Source organism: Candidatus Kapaibacterium thiocyanatum (genome assembly GCA_001899175.1).
GTDB classification, from domain to species: Bacteria; Bacteroidota; Ignavibacteria; order Kapaibacteriales; family Kapaibacteriaceae; genus Kapaibacterium; species Kapaibacterium thiocyanatum.
In genome coordinates, this window is sequence record MKVH01000013.1 from 39,286 (window position 1) to 59,120 (window position 19,835).

The 19,835-nt window shown below is 60.2% G+C and carries 18 protein-coding genes; 13 read left to right on the plus strand and 5 right to left on the minus strand.

Annotation, left to right across the window (positions count from 1 at the left end):
• Positions 1-7: 7 nt before the first annotated feature.
• From BGO89_02025 to BGO89_02035, 3 genes are read right to left on the minus strand one after another with little or no spacing between them, the layout of a single operon-like run.
• Positions 8-1,843 (minus strand): glutamine--fructose-6-phosphate aminotransferase, encoded by a 1,836-nt coding sequence (locus BGO89_02025; GenBank protein ID OJX59220.1) that lies wholly within the window; start codon positions 1,841-1,843, stop codon positions 8-10.
• 58 nt (positions 1,844-1,901) lie between these two features.
• Positions 1,902-4,436 carry a hypothetical protein gene (locus tag BGO89_02030; protein ID OJX59221.1) on the minus strand — a complete coding sequence of 845 codons (2,535 nt, stop codon included), beginning with the start codon at positions 4,434-4,436 and terminating at the stop codon, positions 1,902-1,904.
• A complete protein-coding gene (locus BGO89_02035; protein ID OJX59222.1) occupies positions 4,433-5,248 on the minus strand; it encodes a hypothetical protein in 816 nt (271 codons plus the stop codon). Before BGO89_02035 ends, BGO89_02030 begins: the two co-directional genes overlap by 4 nt.
• Before the next feature lie 125 nt (positions 5,249-5,373).
• Between BGO89_02035 and BGO89_02040 the strand changes: the two genes are divergently transcribed.
• From BGO89_02040 to BGO89_02100, 13 genes are all read left to right on the plus strand, one after another.
• Entirely contained in the window at positions 5,374-5,841 is a 468-nt protein-coding gene (locus BGO89_02040; GenBank protein ID OJX59223.1) for a 6-pyruvoyl tetrahydrobiopterin synthase, read from the plus strand.
• Positions 5,838-6,590, plus strand: a complete 753-nt coding sequence (locus BGO89_02045) for a hypothetical protein (protein ID OJX59224.1) — start codon at positions 5,838-5,840, stop codon at positions 6,588-6,590. The genes BGO89_02040 and BGO89_02045 overlap by 4 nt, the downstream gene beginning before the upstream one ends.
• A 12-nt stretch (positions 6,591-6,602) precedes the next feature.
• Positions 6,603-7,208, plus strand: coding sequence for a ribonuclease HII (locus BGO89_02050; GenBank protein OJX59225.1), 606 nt, complete (start codon positions 6,603-6,605; stop codon positions 7,206-7,208).
• A complete protein-coding gene (locus BGO89_02055) occupies positions 7,205-8,590 on the plus strand; it encodes a hypothetical protein (protein ID OJX59226.1) in 1,386 nt (461 codons plus the stop codon). The genes BGO89_02050 and BGO89_02055 overlap by 4 nt, the downstream gene beginning before the upstream one ends.
• Positions 8,574-9,110, plus strand: coding sequence for a hypothetical protein (locus BGO89_02060; GenBank protein ID OJX59227.1), 537 nt, complete (start codon positions 8,574-8,576; stop codon positions 9,108-9,110). The genes BGO89_02055 and BGO89_02060 overlap by 17 nt, the downstream gene beginning before the upstream one ends.
• Positions 9,111-9,156: 46 nt before the next feature.
• On the plus strand, positions 9,157-10,113 hold the full coding sequence (locus BGO89_02065) for a signal recognition particle-docking protein FtsY (protein OJX59420.1): 957 nt from the start codon (positions 9,157-9,159) through the stop codon (positions 10,111-10,113).
• Positions 10,097-10,780, plus strand: coding sequence for a hypothetical protein (locus BGO89_02070; protein OJX59228.1), 684 nt, complete (start codon positions 10,097-10,099; stop codon positions 10,778-10,780). The genes BGO89_02065 and BGO89_02070 overlap by 17 nt, the downstream gene beginning before the upstream one ends.
• Positions 10,777-11,070 carry a hypothetical protein gene (locus BGO89_02075; protein OJX59229.1) on the plus strand — a complete coding sequence of 98 codons (294 nt, stop codon included), beginning with the start codon at positions 10,777-10,779 and terminating at the stop codon, positions 11,068-11,070. Before BGO89_02070 ends, BGO89_02075 begins: the two co-directional genes overlap by 4 nt.
• A gap of 67 nt (positions 11,071-11,137) precedes the next feature.
• Positions 11,138-11,461, plus strand: coding sequence for a hypothetical protein (locus BGO89_02080; GenBank protein OJX59230.1), 324 nt, complete (start codon positions 11,138-11,140; stop codon positions 11,459-11,461).
• Between the two features lie 42 nt (positions 11,462-11,503).
• The gene (locus BGO89_02085; GenBank protein OJX59231.1) at positions 11,504-12,262 is read left to right on the plus strand and encodes a hypothetical protein; all 759 of its coding nucleotides are present in this window, start codon (positions 11,504-11,506) and stop codon (positions 12,260-12,262) included.
• A 66-nt stretch (positions 12,263-12,328) separates the two neighbouring features.
• Positions 12,329-13,225, plus strand: a complete 897-nt coding sequence (locus BGO89_02090; GenBank protein OJX59232.1) for a hypothetical protein — start codon at positions 12,329-12,331, stop codon at positions 13,223-13,225.
• Positions 13,225-14,814 (plus strand): hypothetical protein, encoded by a 1,590-nt coding sequence (locus tag BGO89_02095; GenBank protein OJX59233.1) that lies wholly within the window; start codon positions 13,225-13,227, stop codon positions 14,812-14,814. The genes BGO89_02090 and BGO89_02095 overlap by 1 nt, the downstream gene beginning before the upstream one ends.
• Complete coding sequence (locus BGO89_02100) at positions 14,787-16,787, plus strand: hypothetical protein (protein ID OJX59234.1); 2,001 nt, start codon at positions 14,787-14,789, stop codon at positions 16,785-16,787. The genes BGO89_02095 and BGO89_02100 overlap by 28 nt, the downstream gene beginning before the upstream one ends.
• A gap of 132 nt (positions 16,788-16,919) precedes the next feature.
• Here BGO89_02100 and BGO89_02105 read toward each other — a convergent pair whose 3' ends face one another.
• Together BGO89_02105 and BGO89_02110 are read right to left on the minus strand one after the other, a co-directional pair.
• Positions 16,920-18,509 (minus strand): hypothetical protein, encoded by a 1,590-nt coding sequence (locus tag BGO89_02105; GenBank protein ID OJX59235.1) that lies wholly within the window; start codon positions 18,507-18,509, stop codon positions 16,920-16,922.
• Positions 18,506-19,798, minus strand: coding sequence for an adenylosuccinate lyase (locus BGO89_02110; GenBank protein ID OJX59236.1), 1,293 nt, complete (start codon positions 19,796-19,798; stop codon positions 18,506-18,508). The genes BGO89_02105 and BGO89_02110 overlap by 4 nt, the downstream gene beginning before the upstream one ends.
• Between the last annotated feature and the right edge of the window lie 37 nt (positions 19,799-19,835).

Below are 19,835 nucleotides of genomic sequence, written 5' to 3' on the forward strand. Positions count from 1 at the left end.
GTGATCCTTACTCCACGGTGACGCTCTTGGCCAGATTACGTGGCATATCCACGTTGCAGCCGCGCTCGACGGCGATGTAGTAGGCCAGAAGCTGAAGGGGAATGGACGCCAGGATCGGCGTGAGCATCGGCAGCGTTTCGGGAATCTCGATGACGTGATTCGATACGCTGGCGATATGACTGTCGTTGGGGTTGGCGATGGAGATCACGCGTCCATTGCGCGCGCGTACCACTTCGATGTTGCTGATCAGCTTATCGTAGATCTCGTCCTTCGGGGCGATGAAGACGACGGGCATGTTCTCGTCGATCAGGGCGATGGGACCGTGCTTCATCTCCGCGGCTGCATAGCCTTCGGCGTGGATGTAGGAGATTTCCTTCAGCTTGAGCGCACCTTCCAGGGCGACGGGGAAGTTGTATCCCCGGCCGAGATAGATGAAGTTGGAAACGCCCGAATACTGGATGGCGATGTCGCGGATGATGTCCGCCTGATCGAGGATCTGCCGGATCTGATCCGGTATCGCCGTCATGGCCTCGGCGATGGCCCTGCCTTCGACGGCGCTCATCGAGCGCATGCGTGCGAGGTAGAGGGCGAACTGCGTGAGGATGCAGAGCTGCGACGTGAAGGCCTTCGTGGAAGCGACCCCGATCTCGGGTCCGGCATGGAGATAGACTCCGGCATCGGTCTCCCGTGCGATCGTACTGGAGACGACGTTGACCATGCCCAGGACGGTGGCGCCCTTCATCTTCGCTTCGCGGATGGCAGCCAGCGTATCGGCCGTTTCACCGCTCTGCGAGATCGCGATCACGACGTCGTCGGGCCCGATGATGGGATTGCGGTAGCGGAACTCGCTCGCATATTCGACTTCGACGGGAACACGGGCCATCTGTTCGATGAGGTATTCACCCACGAGTCCGGCATGCCAGCTCGTGCCGCAGGCCGTGATGATGATTCTCCGCGCATTGCGCAGCTTGTCCGTCACCGCGGCCAGGCCACCAAGGCGGACGTTGCCATCCTGGATCTGGAGGCGGCCGCGGAAGCCGTCGTGGAACGTATCGGGTTGCTCGTAGATCTCCTTGAGCATGAAGTGCGGGAATCCGCCCTTCTCGATGTCGGCGAGGTCGATGTCGATACGCTCGACCACGCTCTCCGTCACTTCGTTCTCGATGGTCTTCGTGATGTAGCCGTCGCGTTTGAGGATGGCCATTTCGTTGTCGTGGAGATAGACGACCTGCCGCGTATGCGCCACGATGGCCGCGGCGTCCGATGCCACGAGATACTCGCCGTCACCTACCCCCAGGACGAGCGGGCTTCCGCGTCGGGCCGCGATGATGGTGCCCGGCTCGTGGGATGAAACGACGACGAGGCCGAACGTCCCTTCGACTTCGGAGAGGGCAGTACGGACGCTGAGCTCGAGATCGCCGAGCGTTTCGTAGAGCATGCCGATGAAGAAGGCCAGCACTTCGCTGTCCGTTTCCGAACGGAAGGTGTCGTATCCGGCGCTGACGAGTTTCTTGCGGATCGTGACGTAGTTCTCGATGATACCGTTATGGACGAGGGCGATGGCTCCGTCGCGGTCGGTGTGCGGATGGGCGTTGATGTCGTTCGGCGCACCGTGCGTCGCCCAGCGCGTATGGCCTACACCCACCATGCCCGGAATGGTATCGGGCAGGAAGGCTTTCTCGAGTTCGCTGACCTTGCCGGCCTTCTTGCCTATCGTCAAGCCGTCGCTCGAAACGATACAGACTCCAGCGGAATCGTATCCTCGGTATTCGAGACGCTTGAGCCCGTTGACGATAAGTGGCGCAGCCTGCTGCTGGCCGATGTAGCCGACGATTCCGCACATACGCTGATTACCCTGAATAATCGTACAAGTTACGAAAGCCTGTATCCCGAAACGATCCTTAGCGGTAGAGCGGCGTATTCTGCTTGGTGATCTGAAGATCGCGAAGCAATGCGGCATCGGCGCTGAAACGCAGGTAGAAACCGCGGTTGAAGCCGGATGGAACCCAGTTGAAGGACAGGTTCCAGCAGTGGATGCGCTTCGTGATGTCGATCACCGGCGTATTGATGGCGCCCGTCACGAGATCGAAGCTCGACGAGGCCGACATACGCAACGTTTCGGTGAGTGACAGGTTTCCGCGTACCGACAGAAGGAGCGACTGGAAGGACGTTGCCGGGTCGGTCCGATTGTAGGTATAGGCGAGATTGACTTCGGCGTCCCACGGCATGATGACGGGCGAGTATCCGGGCGTCCGTTCACCGAAGATGTCGTCGTCCTGGGCCTTGTAGTTCAGCCGCCGGTCGAAGCGCGAACGCAGGTCGCCGTTCGAACTGTCGGCGGCCATGGTATCGGTCTCCGTGCTGCGCGGTGTGAAGGAGAGGCCGCCCGACGAGAACCGCGTACCGAGATTGAGGGTGACGTTGGTGAGACGAAGGAAGCCCTTGCCCGCTTCGGCGAGCGTCCTGTTGATGGTCTGGTAGCCGAGGCGTCCGGTCGCCGCATCCGTGACCATTGCCTGGTCGTAGATGCTGAAGCCGAACGTCGAGTTGAAGGCGATGGCGTCCAGCAACGGCGAGCGTACCGTGAGGGAGATGGGACTCAATCGCAGAGAATCGGCCGCGATGTTGTACGAGGTGTTCACGTTGAAGACGAGCAGATCGAGGGCCTTGTCCGGCAAGGTATCGCCCTGCTTCGTCTTGATCGAGAGCTTGTTGAGCAGGCCCATCGTGACGAGGAACTGTTCCCTCGACGAGGCGATGCCGCTTCCGAATCGCGAATACTTGATCGTCTTGCCCGTGACGGGGCTGACGTACTGTCCGAAGAAGCCAAGACCCGGATCGGAAAGATCGGGCGAGAAAGACAGATCGATGGTGGGCTGCAACGTATGGCGCAGTGCCGTGATGCCGAAGATCCTCGGATTGGCCATGCCGTACAGGAAGGTACTGGCCGATACACCTACGCGATACGTGAACTCGCGGAAAAAGCCCTGCTCCCGTGTCTGGACGATCGTGCTGTCGGCCGCATTCACCTGCTGTGCATAGCGCTGGAAGTACCAGTTCTCCGAATACGAGACGCTGGGCTGAAGCGTGATGTCGCCGAGCTTCGGCGTGACCGTCAACGAGGGACGGTGTTCGATGACGCTGTTCTCGCTCACGGCGAAGGGTAGGGTATCGGCCGTGCGCTGCGCCGAATAGTTGTAGCGTCCGGTCGTACGATAGGTGAGGGACAGATCCCGCAGCCAGTGATCGCCGCCGATCACGTCCCGCAATGGGAAGAACTGGGGAATGCTGTAGGAAATCGTCGGTACGTGCGTCACGGATCCGTTGATGATGTTCTGGTCCCGCGTATATCCGATGTTGAACGTGTGACCGTTGTAGAACGTGCGTTGGTAGGAGGCGTTGGACCGTGCGTTCTGCCTGATACGGTCTCCGATGTTCAACGATGTATTCTGGAACAGGTTCTCGGACGTGAACGTGAGATCCATGACGAGCGATTCGTTCGGCCGGAAGTTCTGGTTATGGACGAAGAATACACCGAAGTTCGACTTATACGGATTATCGACGTTGAATCGCGTGTTGCCGAATTTGAGTTCGAGTCGGCCGTTGAGGACGTCGCGAACGTTGTAGCGACTGCGGTTCGTGAAGACGATACCACCCTTCGTCGTGATGTCGGCCGTGAGCTCCGTATCGAAGTAGTCGCTGGCGGCCCAGTAGTATCCGATCTGTTCGAGGACGATACCGCGGTCCGACGTCATGCGCGGCGTGGGAACGATGAGGCCGCTGCGTCTGCCGCGTTCTGCGGAGAAGAACAGGCCGACGGGCAGGATGAAGACGGGAATGTCCTCGATATAGGCGATGACGGGATCCATGAAGATCTTGTCGTTCACCATGACCTTCATCTTCGGCGAATTGAAATAGAAGTGCGGATGGGGGGCGTCGCACGTCGTGAAGCAGCCGTTCTCGATGTAGGCGACGTCCTCGCTCACCCGTTTGATGTGCGAGCCGTAGTAGTAGCCGCCGTCGATCGACGTCTCGCCGAATCGTACGAGGCCGCGTCTGGTCTTGAAGTTATAGAGGATGGACTCGCTCGCGTACTGCTCCCCGTTGTCCGTGAAGATGGGGAAGCCCGTGATGCGTCCAGTGGAATCGGGAGCGCCTTCGGCCGTGAGGGTGCTCGGACCGAAGTCCATGATGATGACTTCGGCCTGGAGTCGCTGGCTGTGGAACTTCACGTCGGCGTCGCCACGCAGTCTCATCCGCTTCTTCGAAATGGAGAAGTGCACGCTGTCTCGAGCGTTGAAGACCACGACCGTATCGACGCCTCCGGCATGCACCGTGTCGGGTATCGGGGGAGGAGGGGAGGACGATTGTGCGAAGGTCCCGGCCGATCCCAGAAGGAACACCAGGACGATCATCCGGCACAGGCGTGGGATCACCGGTAGGTCGTCCGTTTGAAACTGGATGGAATGTCGATCGACAGCCGCGTCGTGACCGGTTCATTGATACGGACCTTCTGCAGCCGGAAGGACATGCTCTGGCGGCGGTCGTCGACCGTGACTTCCACGGCATGGGCGACCGGTATCGCCTCGACGTCACGGACGTCCGTGAACGTGACGTTCATGAGCAGCGCGCCTGTCGCGGACTTCCGTTGATACTGAAGGAGGACGTCGCGTGCGGTGTCGACGAGAGCATATTCCCGGCCATCCCCGTCGGCCGCGGAATAGAGCACGCTGCCGTCCTTGCGTACCGACTCCTCGCGGAAGCGTGCCGCGTCGCCCGGTACCGACCCGCGCATGAGAGCCATGAGATCGGTGACGTTGATGGGGAACGGCATCACCTTGGCGAGCGACGGCGATGCGGGATTGCCGTCCATCACCTCGCGCGTCAGATAGTTGACGAAGGCGAACGACGCCTGCGCGGAAAACAGTCGTGCCGCCGTGATTCCCAGTGGGCCGCCCATATCGATCCTGAAGGAGTCCTGCTCGACGATCACGGCGTCGAACGGAAGTCCCTGGATATTCTGCGTACCGGTCGCCGAAACGCTTCCCTCGACCACCATGGTGCGGATGTTCGCTGCGACGGGGGACATCGCAGTCGGTTCCGCGGATGTCGATGATAGGGTCTGCGCCTGGCCGGTCTTCTGGCCGGTCGTCGACTGTTGTGTGGAAGAGCAGGACAGGATCGTCACGGCCGTTATGACCATGACGAGATGCGTCCAGACCTTCGACGTTGTAGATTGCATGTCCATAGGAAGCACAAATATCCAACTTTCAGAGGGTTCCGCCGTCTACGCCGCCGCCGGTAACCGTTCCGTCACCGCCGGAAGTGGATCGGCAATCGCCCTGAATGTTCATCGGAAAGGGAGTGAAAAACATGGTCTTTGTAACCCGGAAGGCTGCGTTCTCGGCTGCACATCGTCTCTACAATCCCACGTACACGGATGAGCGCAACGAGGAGATCTTCGACAAGTGCAACAACTATTTCGGTCATGGTCACAACTACGTCCTGGAAGTTACCGTCAAGGGCGTTCCGGATCCTGAAACCGGATACGTCATCGATCTGAAAAAATTGCGCGACATTCTCGACGAACGCATCATCGATCGTGTCGATCACAAGCACCTGAATTTCGACGTCGACTTCCTGCGCGGTATCATTCCCACGGTCGAGAACCTGGCCGTGATGTTCTGGCGTCGCCTCGAGGACCATCTACCGAGTGGCGAACTCCACGCGATACGTCTGTTCGAATCCGAGCACAATTACGCCGACTACTACGGTACACCCATCGAGATTCCGATCCTTCCCGGTATCGAGGAACCTCGGCAGGAAAGGATACTTGTATGAGCCGCGACCAGGAAGGCTCCGACCCGTCCAGTACGCCGCGCGTTCCATCGCTGGTCGATCTGGACGATACCGAACTCGAACATCAGTTCGTGCGGCAGGGCCTGCTCTATCCCCATCAGAACACAGTCGGCAAGGAACTGTTCGACGCCAACGGCAACCGCCCCCTGAGCGAGGACGAACGCGAGGAGATGGTTCGTCTCCTCGAACAGAAATTCGGCGAGATATTCGACATCCTCCGTATCGACCGTAACGACCCCAACAGCACGGACACGCCGTTCCGCCTCTCGCGCATGTGGGTGACGGAACTGTTCGCCGGACGATACTCGCTGCCGCCGCGCATTACCGTCTTCCCGAACCGCAAGGAAGTGGACGAACTGGTGATCTCGCGCGGCATCAAGGTCATGAGTGTCTGCTCCCATCACTGGCAACCGATCAGTGGCGACTGTGCCATCGGCTATGTGCCGCGGGACAAGGTCATCGGTCTGTCGAAGTTCACGCGCATCGTGGAGTGGTTCTCCCGCCGCGGGCAGATCCAGGAAGAACTGGGGGAGCAGATCGCCGACTTCCTCGTGGAACTTCTCGATCCCATCGCCCTTGGTGTCGTGATCAAGTCCAGGCACTACTGTATGATCGCCCGCGGCGTGGAAGCGCACGACCACGCATCGATGATCACCAGCGTCATGCGGGGCGAGCTCGCCAAGAATCATTCCCTGCGCGACGAGTTCCTGAAGCTGATCAACAGCGACTGAGTAGTTTTGTGCGTGCCAACGCATGAACCTACATCGGAACATGAACAACCGTACTGGAACGACGGTCTTCTCGTAGCCGGTATCGACGAAGCAGGCAGGGGAGCCCTTGCCGGTCCCGTCGTGGCTGCTGCCGTCGTCTTCCATCCCATGTCGTTCCCGGAAGGGCTGAACGACTCGAAGGTGCTCAAACCCGACGAACGCGCTGCTGCCGCCCTGGCCATCAAGGCTTCGGCTCTCGCATGGCGGATCGCCTTCGTCGACAACCATCGTATCGACACGGTGAACATCCTGCAGGCCACCTACGATGCGATGTGGCTGGCGATCGACGGTCTGGCCGTCGAGCCCCATCATCTGCTCGTCGACGGTAACAGGTTCCGGGCACACCGCCTTCCTTCCACCACGATCATCGACGGCGATGCACTGAGCGTGTCGATCGCCGCTGCGAGCATACTCGCCAAGACCGCCCGCGATGCATGGATGGCGGAAGAGGCCCATGTACGCCATCCCGCATACGGATTCGACAGGCACAAGGGCTACGGGACGGTCCATCATCGGGAGGCGATCCGCCTCAACGGACCATGCGTGCTGCATCGCCATACGTTCCTGGGAAATCTGTGACGCTCCACCTGCACTGGCTCGATCTCGTCGTCGTCCTCGGTTCGCTCTTCCTCGTCTTCGGTGCAGGATTGCGCGGCATCGGCCGTCCCGGCAAGGAGGAGGCGTCGGCCGTCGACTATATCCTGGCCGGACGCTCTCTTACCCTGCCGCTCTTTGTCTGTACGATGATCGCCACATGGTATGGTGCTCCCCTGGGGGCAGGCGAGTTCGTCTACACGAACGGCCTCGTGATGATCTTCTGTCTCGGTGTGCCGTATTACCTTGCCGCGATAGGCTATGCGCTGTTCATGGCGCGGCGCATCAGATCGTCTCCTGCCTTGTCGATTCCCGAACAGATACGTGTTCACTACGGCGATCGTGCCGGCATGATCGCCTCGCTGCTCGTCCTGGTCTTCACGGTTCCCGCTTCCTATATCCTGATGGCGGGTACGTTCGTCCAGGCATTCACGGGATGGCCCCTCGTCGTCGCGCTCGTGATCAGCACGGTGGCATCGCTGGCATACGTGCTCAAGGGCGGACTTCGCAGCGACGCCCAGGCGAATGTCGTCCAGACGGTCCTCATGTTCCTCGGCTTCTTCGTGCTGCTCGCCGGCTGCATCGTCTGGTGGGGCAGCCCGGTGCAAATGTGGGAGCGGCTACCGGAGACCCACCGGACCCTGCCGGGTGCTCCCGGATGGCAGCCCGTCATCGTATGGTGGATCATCGCCCTGCAGACCTTCGTCGATCCGAATTTCCACATGCGTACGGCCGCAGCCGTTTCTCCGAGGGTGGCGCAGCGCGGAATCCTCGTCAGCGTCTCGCTATGGGTCGGCTTCGATCTCCTGCAGCTCACCACGGGGCTCTATGCGAAGGCCTATATGTCCGTCTCCGATCCGGTACAGACCTACATCGTTCTCTCCGATACCATCCTGCCCGCGATCGGCAAGGGGGTCTTCGTCGCTGGCGTCCTCGCCGCCATCATGAGTACGCTGGACGGATATGCGCTGGTGAGTGCGAACACCATCGGCCACGACATCATCGACAGATTGCGGGGAAGAGCATCGGCGTCGGTCGCACGCGCCTCCTCGATACGGTGGGGACTCCTCGTGACCGGTATCGCCGGTATCGCAGCGGCACTTCTCGTACCGAGCGTCATATCCCTGCTCTATCTGGCGGCATCCATCGCCATTCCCGGTCTCCTGATTCCGCTTATATGTTCGTACTTCCCCATCCGGTCCAGGATAGGTCCCGTCATCCTGCCGTTGATGGTCGTGCCGGTACTCTCCGGTCTGGCGTGGCGGTGGTGGGGAAGTGCGGATCTCGATCCCATGATCGTAGGACTTGGCGCAAGCCTTTGTATGATTGCCGTGATATCAATGGTGCGCCGTGAACGTCAAGCCTGAAAGCGACCGTTTCTGGACGTGGTCCAACGTCGTCAGCCTCGTCCGTCTCGTCATGACGGTTCCTGTCGTCATGGCCATGATGGACGGACACAATCTCGTGGCCTTCGTCCTGTGCTGGATCGCGGCCTTTACGGATTATCTGGATGGCCGTGTGGCACGGGCGACGGGAACCGTCAGCGAATGGGGGAAGGTCATCGATCCGGTGGCCGATAAGGTCTTCGTCGGCGCGGTCGTCGTCGTGCTGCTCTGGCAACACCTTCTTCCGCTCTGGTTCGTCGTGGCCGTCGTCGCTCGCGATGTCGTCATCGTCATCGGTGGCTTCGTCGCACGGCGCTACACGCCGGTCGTCCTGCCCTCGCTCATGAGCGGGAAGCTGGCCGTGACCGCCATCGCCCTCACGGGGGTCATCGCCATGATGGAATGGACATTGGCCCGGGACATAGGGATTGTCCTGAGCTGTATCATGATGCTCGTATCTTTGTGGGCATACGGAAAGAGACTCTATGGGATTATTCGATAAAATCAAGCAATCGTTCACGTCGGCCGTATCAACGGTAACCGACGCATTGAAGCTGGACCGACTGAAGGAAGGGCTGGAAAAGACCCGTTCATCCTTCGTGAGCAAGCTGAAGAACGTCCTGTTCGCCGGACGGAAGATCGATGCGGCCCTGCTGGCCGAGATCGAGGAAATCCTCATCACGTCGGATGTGGGTGTTTCCACGACGGAGAAGCTTATCGCGCGTCTCAAGGAGCGAGTCCGCCAGGACAAGCTCGAGGATGCTGCTGCGATCACGGACGTGCTCAAGGAGGAGATCCACGGGCTCATGGCAGAGTCGCCGTCTGCCCATAACGACAAGACGTTCGGCATCGCCGAAGATGCCCGCCCGCACGTCATCATGGTCATCGGGGTCAACGGCGTAGGCAAGACGACGACGATCGGCAAACTGGCGATGAACTACAAGACCGTGGGGCGTTCCGTGCTCATCGGAGCTGCGGATACCTTCCGTGCCGCCGCCAACGAACAGCTCGAAGTATGGGCACAGCGCGCCGGCGTGGATATCGTCCAGCAGCAGCAAGGGGCCGATCCTGCCGCCGTAGCCTACGATACGCTTCGTGCGGCAGTTTCGCGCAATGCCGACGTCGTCATCATCGACACGGCCGGACGCCTGCACAACAAGCAGGGCCTCATGCAGGAGCTGGAGAAGATCGGCCGCGTGATGAAGAAGATCAAGCCCGAGGCACCGAACGACATCTTCCTGGTGCTCGATGCCACGACCGGACAGAATGCCATCCAGCAGGCCCGCGAGTTCACGAAAGTGGCGCCGATCACCGGCATCATCCTCACGAAGCTCGACGGTACGGCCAAGGGTGGCGCCGTGCTCGCCATTGCCGATGCCCTGCAGATTCCGGTCCGTTACATCGGTGTCGGCGAACGCATCGACGATCTCCAGGTCTTCGATCCCGCCGCCTTCGTCGAAGCGTTGTTCGAAGACCGTTCCGTGGTGAATGACTCCGCAGCCTGAACACGGGAAGTGGACATGGGGGCGGTGGGTCTTCATCGTATCCATCGCCATCGCCCTGGTCTATATCGTCTTCGCCGTGCGCCTCTTCCTGAAGGATGCACAGATGAGTCTGGGCAGTATCGATCAGCTCGGAACCCAGCGTTTCGCGGAGATGGTCGTCAATCAGAAGGCCTACGTTCCTCCTGCCGATACCGTGCTCACACCGACGCAGATCGCCTTCGCCATCATCGTCACGCGGACCTACGACTCGCTGATCGCAGCTTCGTCACCTCCCGTCCAGCGCAGGACCGTGCTATCGGATCTCTTCAACCGGTACGTGATGTCCGTCACCGAATTCCGCTGGATCACCGAGCGGGTCGATGAAACACTCCAGTACCTGATGCTGCAGGATGCGAAGTTCGACGACGACGTGCACACAACGCTTTCGGCCGTGGACTTGCGCACCGTCCATGAGCTGTACAATGCGCAGCCAGCCACACGGCCGAAGTCCATTCCCCCCATGCTGCAGCGGAACGCCGAGCGTCTGCGTACCGCCGGCCCGCTCCTGTTCAAGGGACTCGACATACGACGCAAGGAATGGCGTCGAGCGCGCCCGGCTTCCGATCCTCCGCCCCCGGTGCCACCCGTACCGAGAATCGTACCACGACGGTTCATGGAAAGCCTGTGAACGATATCGCCATCGTCGCGCTGTGGGTGGGAGTGCTCGTCTACCTCTGTACGATGGCCCTCGGTATCACGGCGTCCTTCGCGAAACGGCGTAACAGACGCTGGCATCACGTGATGTTCGGACTGTCATGCCTCACGTGTATCGTCGCCCTCGTCATGACCCGGGACAGGATGCTGTTCTGGACCGTGCTCTGTCTGACACTCATGCCCTTCGCTCCCGCACGGGCAAAGCGCCACGCCATCATCGGTACGCTGGGACTGTTGGGGTATCTGGCCGTCCTGTTCCGTTGAGAGGAGAGCCTTCCGATTGTCCGGGAGGCTGTACATTGCCGCATCATCACCTAGGGAATGGTTCTTCATGCGCATCGTTTCCGCCGTCATGTTCGCCTTCTTCGTCTATGCCGTCTACGTCCAGTTCAACGACGTCGATCCCGTGCTGTGGGTCGTCGGATATGGCATCGTCGGCATCGTCTCGTTGCTTGCCGCGATGGGGCGCAAGGTCGGGCGTCTCGCCGGGCTGATCGCTCCGGTCTATGCCGCCTGGGCTATCTGGGCCGTGATGCGGACGACCGGACACTGGTTCGAAGGGGAAGCGGAGCGTGAGGCCGGTGGCCTGATCATCTGCGCGGTATGGTTGCTGATCGTCGCCTTCACCTTCCGGAGACCGCGTCACGTTGCGTGACCATCGCGGTACGATCCATGTGTAACGACACATGGACGTCATATGCCTTCGATTCTGCGGATACTCTGTCTTTCACTCGGTATCGTCTGCCTCTGCTTCAGGGCCGTCGCACAGGTGCCGGACATCATCGATCATGTCATTCACCTCGACGATGCCGGGCGTGCCCTTGCTGGTACGCACGGGATCGCGATACGCTGGTACGATGCCGCTGCGGGAGGTTCCCCGATGTTCGAGGAGGACTACGTCATCGACGTCGTCGATGGACTGGCGCATCTGCCTCTCGGGCAGCAGAAAGGATTGCCCGACATCCTGATGTCGAGGGGCGACGTATGGATCGGCATTACGGTCGACGGAGGTAGCGAACTGGTGCCGCGCAGGCGTCTGCTCGCAACGCCGTACGCAAGGATCGCAGCCCGTGCGACGGTGGCCGACGCGCTGTCCCCGGACGTCACGGGTCTCGTCACGTCGATCAACGAAGCCGGAGGTGCAGTACGTATCGTTGGAGAATCGGGAGTGACCGTCAGTCGTGACGGCAACATCCTGCGACTATCCGCGGATACGTCCGGCGATACCGAAACCGGCGAACTGGAGGGCGATGGGCATGCCTTTCGCTTCATCGTCAAGCCCGCATCGAAGGTGCATACGGTCGATCATGTCACGGTTTCGGTCGTTACCGGCACGGAGACGACGATCGCCTGTGTCGTGAGTGCCATCGACGTCGACGACAATACGTTCAGCATCATGACATCAGCGGTCCTGCAGCCCGGAGAACGTATCCGGTGGAAGCTCTCCCGCCGGTAAACCCCTTGCCGCCCATCGACATCAGCGCCTTTCACGTTCAATCTTTCATTTCCGAGGAGAACCTACATGATCGTCGTACGAACATCGCTCACGATCGTCGGCATGGTCATCATGACGATGGTGATGTCGGGCCAGAGTCAGACGACCGGGACGCTGCATCTGCGGAATGCCCAGCCTGCGACGGTAAGCCTCAGTGTGCCATCGGCAGGAGTTACATCCTACAGTATTCTGCTGCCTGATACGATCGGGACGCCGGGACAGATACTGTCCGTCGGTAATGTGGGCGGTACGACGGCGTCGCTCGCCTGGTCCGACGGTATGTTCTGGGAACATACGGGCAGTACCGTCACGGCCGGCGGCACGGGTGCTGGACAGCAGTATCTCGGCACCAGCAACACGCAGGATCTCGTCCTCGCGAGCGCCGGTGTGGAGCGCCTGAGAATCGTCGGAACGGCCGGACCTGGACAGGGATTCGTAGGCGTCGGCACGTTGACGCCGGGCGCACGACTGGACGTTACCGGTGCGATACGCATCTCGAGCGACGGAGCGGCCGGCGAACTGCGTATCGCCGAACCGTCGACGGCCGGGAACGACGTCACCATCCTCCGTGCCGCTGCGCAGGCATCCGACATCACCTATACCTTGCCGTCGGTACCTCCGTCCGCCGATGGTATGATCCTTACGTCGACGGCCGGCGGTGTGATGGCATGGGAGCCCTCTCTTTCGGAAATGGCCAGAGGCATCTTCGTTCCGACGGCAGGGCAATACCAGCATACGATTCCGATCACCGGACTGGATCTGCTGGCTGGATCGATTCCCGTTCTCACGATGATCAATGCTGCCGGTACGACGATCGCCGTCAGTGTCACCGGTATCGATGCGGGCACGAATACGTTGTATGCGGAAACGTCTGCTCCTCTCGCTGCCGGCGACCGCATCGCGTGGATCGTCGTCAATCCGTGATGAAGACCATGATGAAGGTCGTGTTCCTTCTGATGCTGATGCATTGCATCGTATGTGGAACCTGTGCACAGACGTTGACCGCATCCAACGTCCGTGCCGGTGAAGGACCTCTCTCGTTGATGGCATCGTCAGCTATCGCACAGCCCATCCGGATGTATACCGGGGCGAACGGCACGTTGCTGTCGCTCGAAGCGGGCAGTATGGGTGACGTCTCCATACCGATGCGTCTCGGTATCGGCACCGGTGTGGGTGCGGCGATTATGGAACGGCTGCGCGTCGGATCGGTGGATTCCACAGGAATCGTCATCGACATGATCGGTACGTCGGCTTCGACCGGATTGCTCATCGACGACGTCGGGTTGACGGGAACGGATCATGCGGGCATCGTCATCGCCGCCGCATCGAACGGATACGGAACGGGCCTGCGTATCGGTGGGCCGGCAGGAGGTACGATCGCGACGCTCGGTACCGGCGTCGATATCACAGGTGGTACCGGTCTGCGCTACAATGCGCTCACGGCCGGTAGTGGTACCGCCATCGAGGTCGGCTTCACCACGCCGCCGCTGCGTGGAATCAGCGTTGCGGTCGCAGGTGCAGGGGCGGTGGGAGGTACGTTCCGTACGAATACCAACGGTACCGCCGTCGTCGGGCTCGCACAATCGGCGGCATACGCCGATCCACCGCATGTAGCCGGAGTGGCCGTTCGAGGCTATGCTGCGACGAATTCCAATGTGGCGACGGAAGAGATCATCGGAGTTCTCGGCACCGTGGTTCGCGGCGGTAGTGGAGGTACGAACACGACGAGCTCCGGAATCGTCGGCCGTGCTGACGGTCAGGCAACGGCACATGGCGGTCTCGTCATAGGTGTTCTGGGAGCGGCATCGACGGCAGGCAACGGCACCACCGGTTCGATAGGCGGATTCTTCTCGACTCCACGCTATGCGTTCAACCTTTCTCTTGCCGTCAAGGGTGGCGACGTCTATCTGGGCAGTACCGACCAGGATCGTCCGCCGGGGTTTCCCTCGTCGTTCATCAACGGCCTCGGAAGTGGTAACCATACGACTACGCGGATGTACGATGCGCGTATCAGCGGTGCGTTGGTCATGCGCGGTACGGGTACCGGAACGACGAGGATCGTCGCCGGCCGGACAGGATCGCTCGATGCGATCTATGCCCTCCCGGCGTCGATGCCCCTGGCGGGAGATGTCCTCATGGCTGGTGCCCTCGACGGTGATACGGCACGTCTCGCATGGAAGTCGGGAACGTCGTTCCTGCCGGTCGCCACATTGGCCGCTTTGCCACAGGGGGCCATCGATCCGATCGATCCCGGCAATGCCTCCGTCCTGCGTCTCACGGCGAGCCCTGTGGGCAGCTTCGTGAGCGGCTTCGCAGGTGGATATGACGGTCGGGTCATCACGCTGCTGGTTCAGGCCGGATCGTGCGTGATCGTCAATGACGATCCTGCGGCACCGGCAGCACAGCGGATACTGACGGGACAGGCGGGTCTGGAACTCATCGGACCGGCAGCGACGATGCTCATGTACGATGCGGAGATGCAGCGATGGCGAATGCTGTCCTATATACCCTGATCATCACGGTGATCGCTGTCGATAGCATGGCCTTCGACCAGACGCATCTGCGTGGTCAGGTCAACCGTTATGGACGTGTGCTGGCCGTCGATACCTGCCTGAAGGAACTTGTCGTCGATCCCGTAGCGGGCTTCCGTTCCGGCGATGAAGTACTGATCCATCAGGTGAAGTCATCGGGGACGGGTATCATGGCGGGAATCCATGAACTGGCGGTGATCGATACGATCGACGGCAATCGGATATATCTACGTTGCGGTCTTCTCAATGTCTACGACGTCTCGTCGGTCGTACAGGTCGTTCGCATGATGGTATGCGATACGTGTATCGTCGACGATGTCGTCATGGCACGGCGTTGGGACGGTACGACGGGCGGAGTGGTCGCCATTCGTGCCGTATCGTCGATGGTACTCTCATCGGCGATCGACGTGTCGCATGCGGGATTCCGTGGTGGTATGGCCTCGCGTAATTCGATCGATACGTCGGGACGGGATGACTTCTGTCCGGATGATTGTGCAGGTGGACGCAAGGGTGAGACCAGCGTCCGGTTATCCGCCGATTCCATGCACGGTCGTCGCAGCGTGCATTCGGCAGGCGGAGGAGGTATTGCCCGGAATGGCGGCGGAGGTGGTGGTGCATTGGGTGGTGCGGGTGGACGTGGAGGTGGGCAGACGACAGAGTATCCGTCCCATGACGCCGGTGGTCGTGGCGGTGAGAGCGAGCGAGCCGATCGTTTGCCGTCATGCCTTACGTTCGGCGGCGGAGGTGGTGGCGGACATCAGAACGATCATGGTGGTTCCGCAGGCAGTGCGGGTGGCGGATGTATCCTGTTGATCGCTCCCGTCATCGATGTGCGACCGGGAGCCATGCTGCGTGCTTCGGGTGGTGATGCGGACACGGCACTGTCGGATGGGGCGGGTGGAGGCGGTGCCGGAGGAATGGTCGTCATTCATGCGGGCATGTTGTCGGATCGTCTCTATGTGGTCGTGCGTGGTGGTGCGGGTGGATACTGTACGGGAACGAAGGTCTGGTATGCACCGGGAGGAGGTGGTGGCGGTGGAGCCGTCGTGTCCACTCGTCGTGATATGTATCTGTTATCCGTCGATGCGAGAGGTGGATCGGCAGGACGTTTTCTCGGTACCGCTGATGGACACGGTGCGTACGGGCCTACGACCGGAGGTGACGGAATCATGCTCGTCGATTCCGTCATCGGGAAGAGCGAGCGAGCGGTTCCGACGATGGTACGACCCCGCATCGAGGGGCGAACCATTCTGGAGCACGGCGAGGATACGGTAAAGCTCTCACTCGTACCGCAGGTTCCTGTCCATCGATGGAGTACTGGTGATACGACACCGGTGATTCGTACGGCGTCGGAAGGGAAGTATTGGGCGGACGTCATATCGCCGGGTGGATGTGTCGTTACGTCGGACACCGTCGTCGTTCGTCGTGCCCATGGCGTGACGATCCATGTCGCCGATTGCGAAGGCAGGCCCGGTGATACGGTCGATGTCGAACTACGAATACGTTCGGGTGATGTGCTGGGGCGCGCCACGGTGCTTCGTTTCGATGTCCGTACTCGTGCCACGATGCTGGTCCCGCTGTACGATCCGCGTCTGGAATCGGTGCTGGATGGACGCGAGATCGTCGTGCGAGCCGGAATCGAATTGTGGGGTGATGTGTTTCACGACACGACCGTTAAGATCCCGTTCATCGTCGTGCTGGGTGATAGCCTGAGCTGTGCAATTCGATGTGTCGATGCGTCGGTATCCGGTAATGTACCGGTGCGGACCGTCCGCGACGGAAGGTTCAGACTCCTCGATCCCTGTATCGATCTTCGCTCCAGACTGTTCGATCCGGTCTTTGTGCCATGGGCGATGTGGAGATTCGATGTGCTTGGACGTGAGATCGAGGGACTGCCGTCGATCGGTACGTGGATGATTGCACGGAGGAGAGGCAGGGAAGTAGTTCCGCCCTGAAGAAATGGTACCATCGAACGTGTGCCACCATGGAGAAACATGGCGACGCTTCGAGCGGGAGCGTCATGGATAGAATTATGGCGCAGAAGATGTTCGCTCCTGCGCCATTCGGATTCTGCCGATGTTCTTGTCCTACCGGGTCGTATTCCGCAGCAACAGGTAGGCCTGTGCCTGGTGCATCCATCGCTCGCCGAGTTCCTTTGGGACGTTCCCCATACCCATCGAGGCATTGCCGAGGATGATGTCGTCATCGCCGTCACCATCCATATCTGCACAGTCCATGACGATCCACCGGCCGAGGTCGGCTTCTTTCAGCGACTGCGGACGAAACGATCCGTCTGCCTGATGCTCCCAATAGACGAGGCTTTCCCTGCAATCGATGCGATAGTCGGCGAAGTAGGAGATGCTCATGATGTCCTTGTCCCCATCGCCGTCGAAGTCGCGAAGCACCGCTCCATATGCGCCGTTCACGGGAAGGAAGAGATGCTCGGTGAACGACATCTTCCCGTCGTTCAGGAAGACACGGATACCATGATACGGCTTGTAAGGCGGTGCATCGTAGTCACCGTTGTCGCCGTTCGCCAGAATGATGTCGGGCTTCCCGTCGTCGTTGTAGTCCACGATATCGAAATAGGACGAACCGAAGGCGGGATGGAAGACGAGAAGTTCCTTCTCCTCGAATCGTCCCTTGCCCTTGTTGATGAAGGCAAAGATGCCTTCCCTGGCCTGTGCCATCTGGACGAGGATGTCCGGGCGTTTGTCGCCGTTGATGTCCGTGACGCGGGCCCTGACGGCTCCGGGACGTCCGATCAGTTCGTGGTAGACGGTCTTGCCCTTGGGCAGGATTTCATACCACCCGAACCGCCCGATCATGTTGCCGAATTCGCAGATCAGATAGTCCTTGCGGCCGTCGCCGTTCAGATCGACGACGTTCACGTTCGTCGGTCGGCGCAGGGAGTCGAGTATCCTTGTCACCTGTGGTGTCTTCGTACCGTTCCAATGCACCGAATACAGTCCGCCCACCGCGCTATCGTGAGGCATGAGCTTACCCATGTCCGTCACGTACCAGTCATCGCCGTCGATGGCGACATAGGATGGGGGGCCATGAAGGGGGATGATGGCCTGTTCAGAACCCTTGGCATCGGTGACGATGAGTCTGCTGCCGATGCCGTCACCGAACATGATCAGTTGCCGTTGCGGATCGAACTTGACCATGATCGTGAGAGGAGGCTGGATGTTCACCGTCGTCGTGTCGGCCACGAATCTGGTGAGGTCCATCGTGATCGGAGGTCTGGAGGCTGCCGGCAGCACCTTGGGAGCGGTCTCCACGTAGTAGGTGGCGATGGCGAACCATTCGTCCTCGGTCAACGTCGGGAATGTCGGATACAACGCCTGAAGATCGTGTGGCAGCTTTTCGCGATTGATGACCTGGTCCAGCCCCATGAAACGGCGCATGACGGGGAAGACCTTGGAAACCCAGGTGGCCTGGTCGAGGACGTCGGGTTCGGGCAGGACATGGCAGGTCTGGCAGTAGACGGTCGCAAGTTCGCGACCACGATCCTGCCCGGTTGGGTTGCCGGGGGCGTACGTTCTGTCCGATGCCGCCTTCGATATTGCCACTGCCGGAGCGTTTCCGGCATTCGACGGTGTCGTCCTGACCGTAGCGGATACGGTGACCAGCGTTGCGGCGATCAGTGCGGCGATGACAGATGTACGGATCACAGGCCGCACCGTGTGAAGATGTAGTCGACGTTCTTGCCCATGCGACTTCCGTCGAAGAGCGCATCCAGTTCTTCTTCCTTGAAATGGGCCATGATGTCGGCGCTCTCGGCGAGCGTCGTACGCAGGGGAATTCTCGTCTCCCATGTCCGCATTGCACACGTCTGGACCATCTTGTAGGCGTCTTCACGTGTCTGGCCCTTCCGCACGAGGTCGAGCATGACCGTCTGCGAGAAGGGTAGTCCGTGCGTGATCTCGAGATTGCGCTTCATGTGTTCGGGATAGACCAGCAGACGATCGATGAGATTCGTCGCCAGATGGAGCATGTAGTCCAGTGTGATGGTGCTGTCCGGGCAGATCACGCGCTCGACGGAGCTATGCGAGATATCGCGTTCGTGCCAGAGGGCATTGTTTTCGATCGCCGTCATCGCATTGCCACGGAGCAGACGGGCAAGGCCGCACAGCCGTTCAGAGACGATCGGATTCCGCTTGTGCGGCATGGCCGACGAGCCCTTCTGTCCGGGTGAGAAGTATTCCTCTGCTTCCAGGACTTCGGTACGCTGGAGGTGTCTGACTTCCGTCGCGATCTTCTCGAGGAATGAACCGATGATGCTGAGCGTCGTGAGGTATTCGGCATGGCGATCGCGTTGCATGACCTGCGTGCTGACGGGTGCAGGCTTGAGACCGAGCTTCGCGCAGACGTACTCTTCCACCTTGGGCGAAAGATGTTCGAACGTGCCGACGGCCCCGGAGATCATGCCGTACGAGATGGTCTCGATGGCACGTTCGAGGCGCGTGATGCTCCGCTTGCATTCTTCGTACCAGAGGGCGAGCTTCAGTCCGAACGTGGTCGGTTCGGCATGGATGCCGTGCGAACGGCCGATGCAGACGGTGTACTTGAACTCTTTCGCACGGCGGGCCAGGACGTCGCGGAAGGCGACGAGATCCACCAGCATCAGTTCACCGGCCTGTTTGAGCTGTACGGCAAGACAGGTATCGAGGACGTCGCTCGACGTCATACCGAGATGGATGAAGCGGGATGCGGGACCTACGTATTCCGCGACGTTCGTCGTGAAGGCGATGACGTCGTGCTTCGTCACCTCCTCGATCTCGAGGATGCGTTTGACGTCGAACGAGGCTTTCTGCCGTATCTCGACGACGGCTTCGCGTGGAATGACGCCAAGTTCCGCCTGTGCTTCACAGGCCAGGATTTCGATTTCCAACCAGATGGAGTACTTGTTCTGATCCGACCAGATCGCCCCCATATCGGGGCGGGTATAACGTTCAATCATTGGTCTTGGCGATGTTCGTGGTGGCAATGATCCGGCA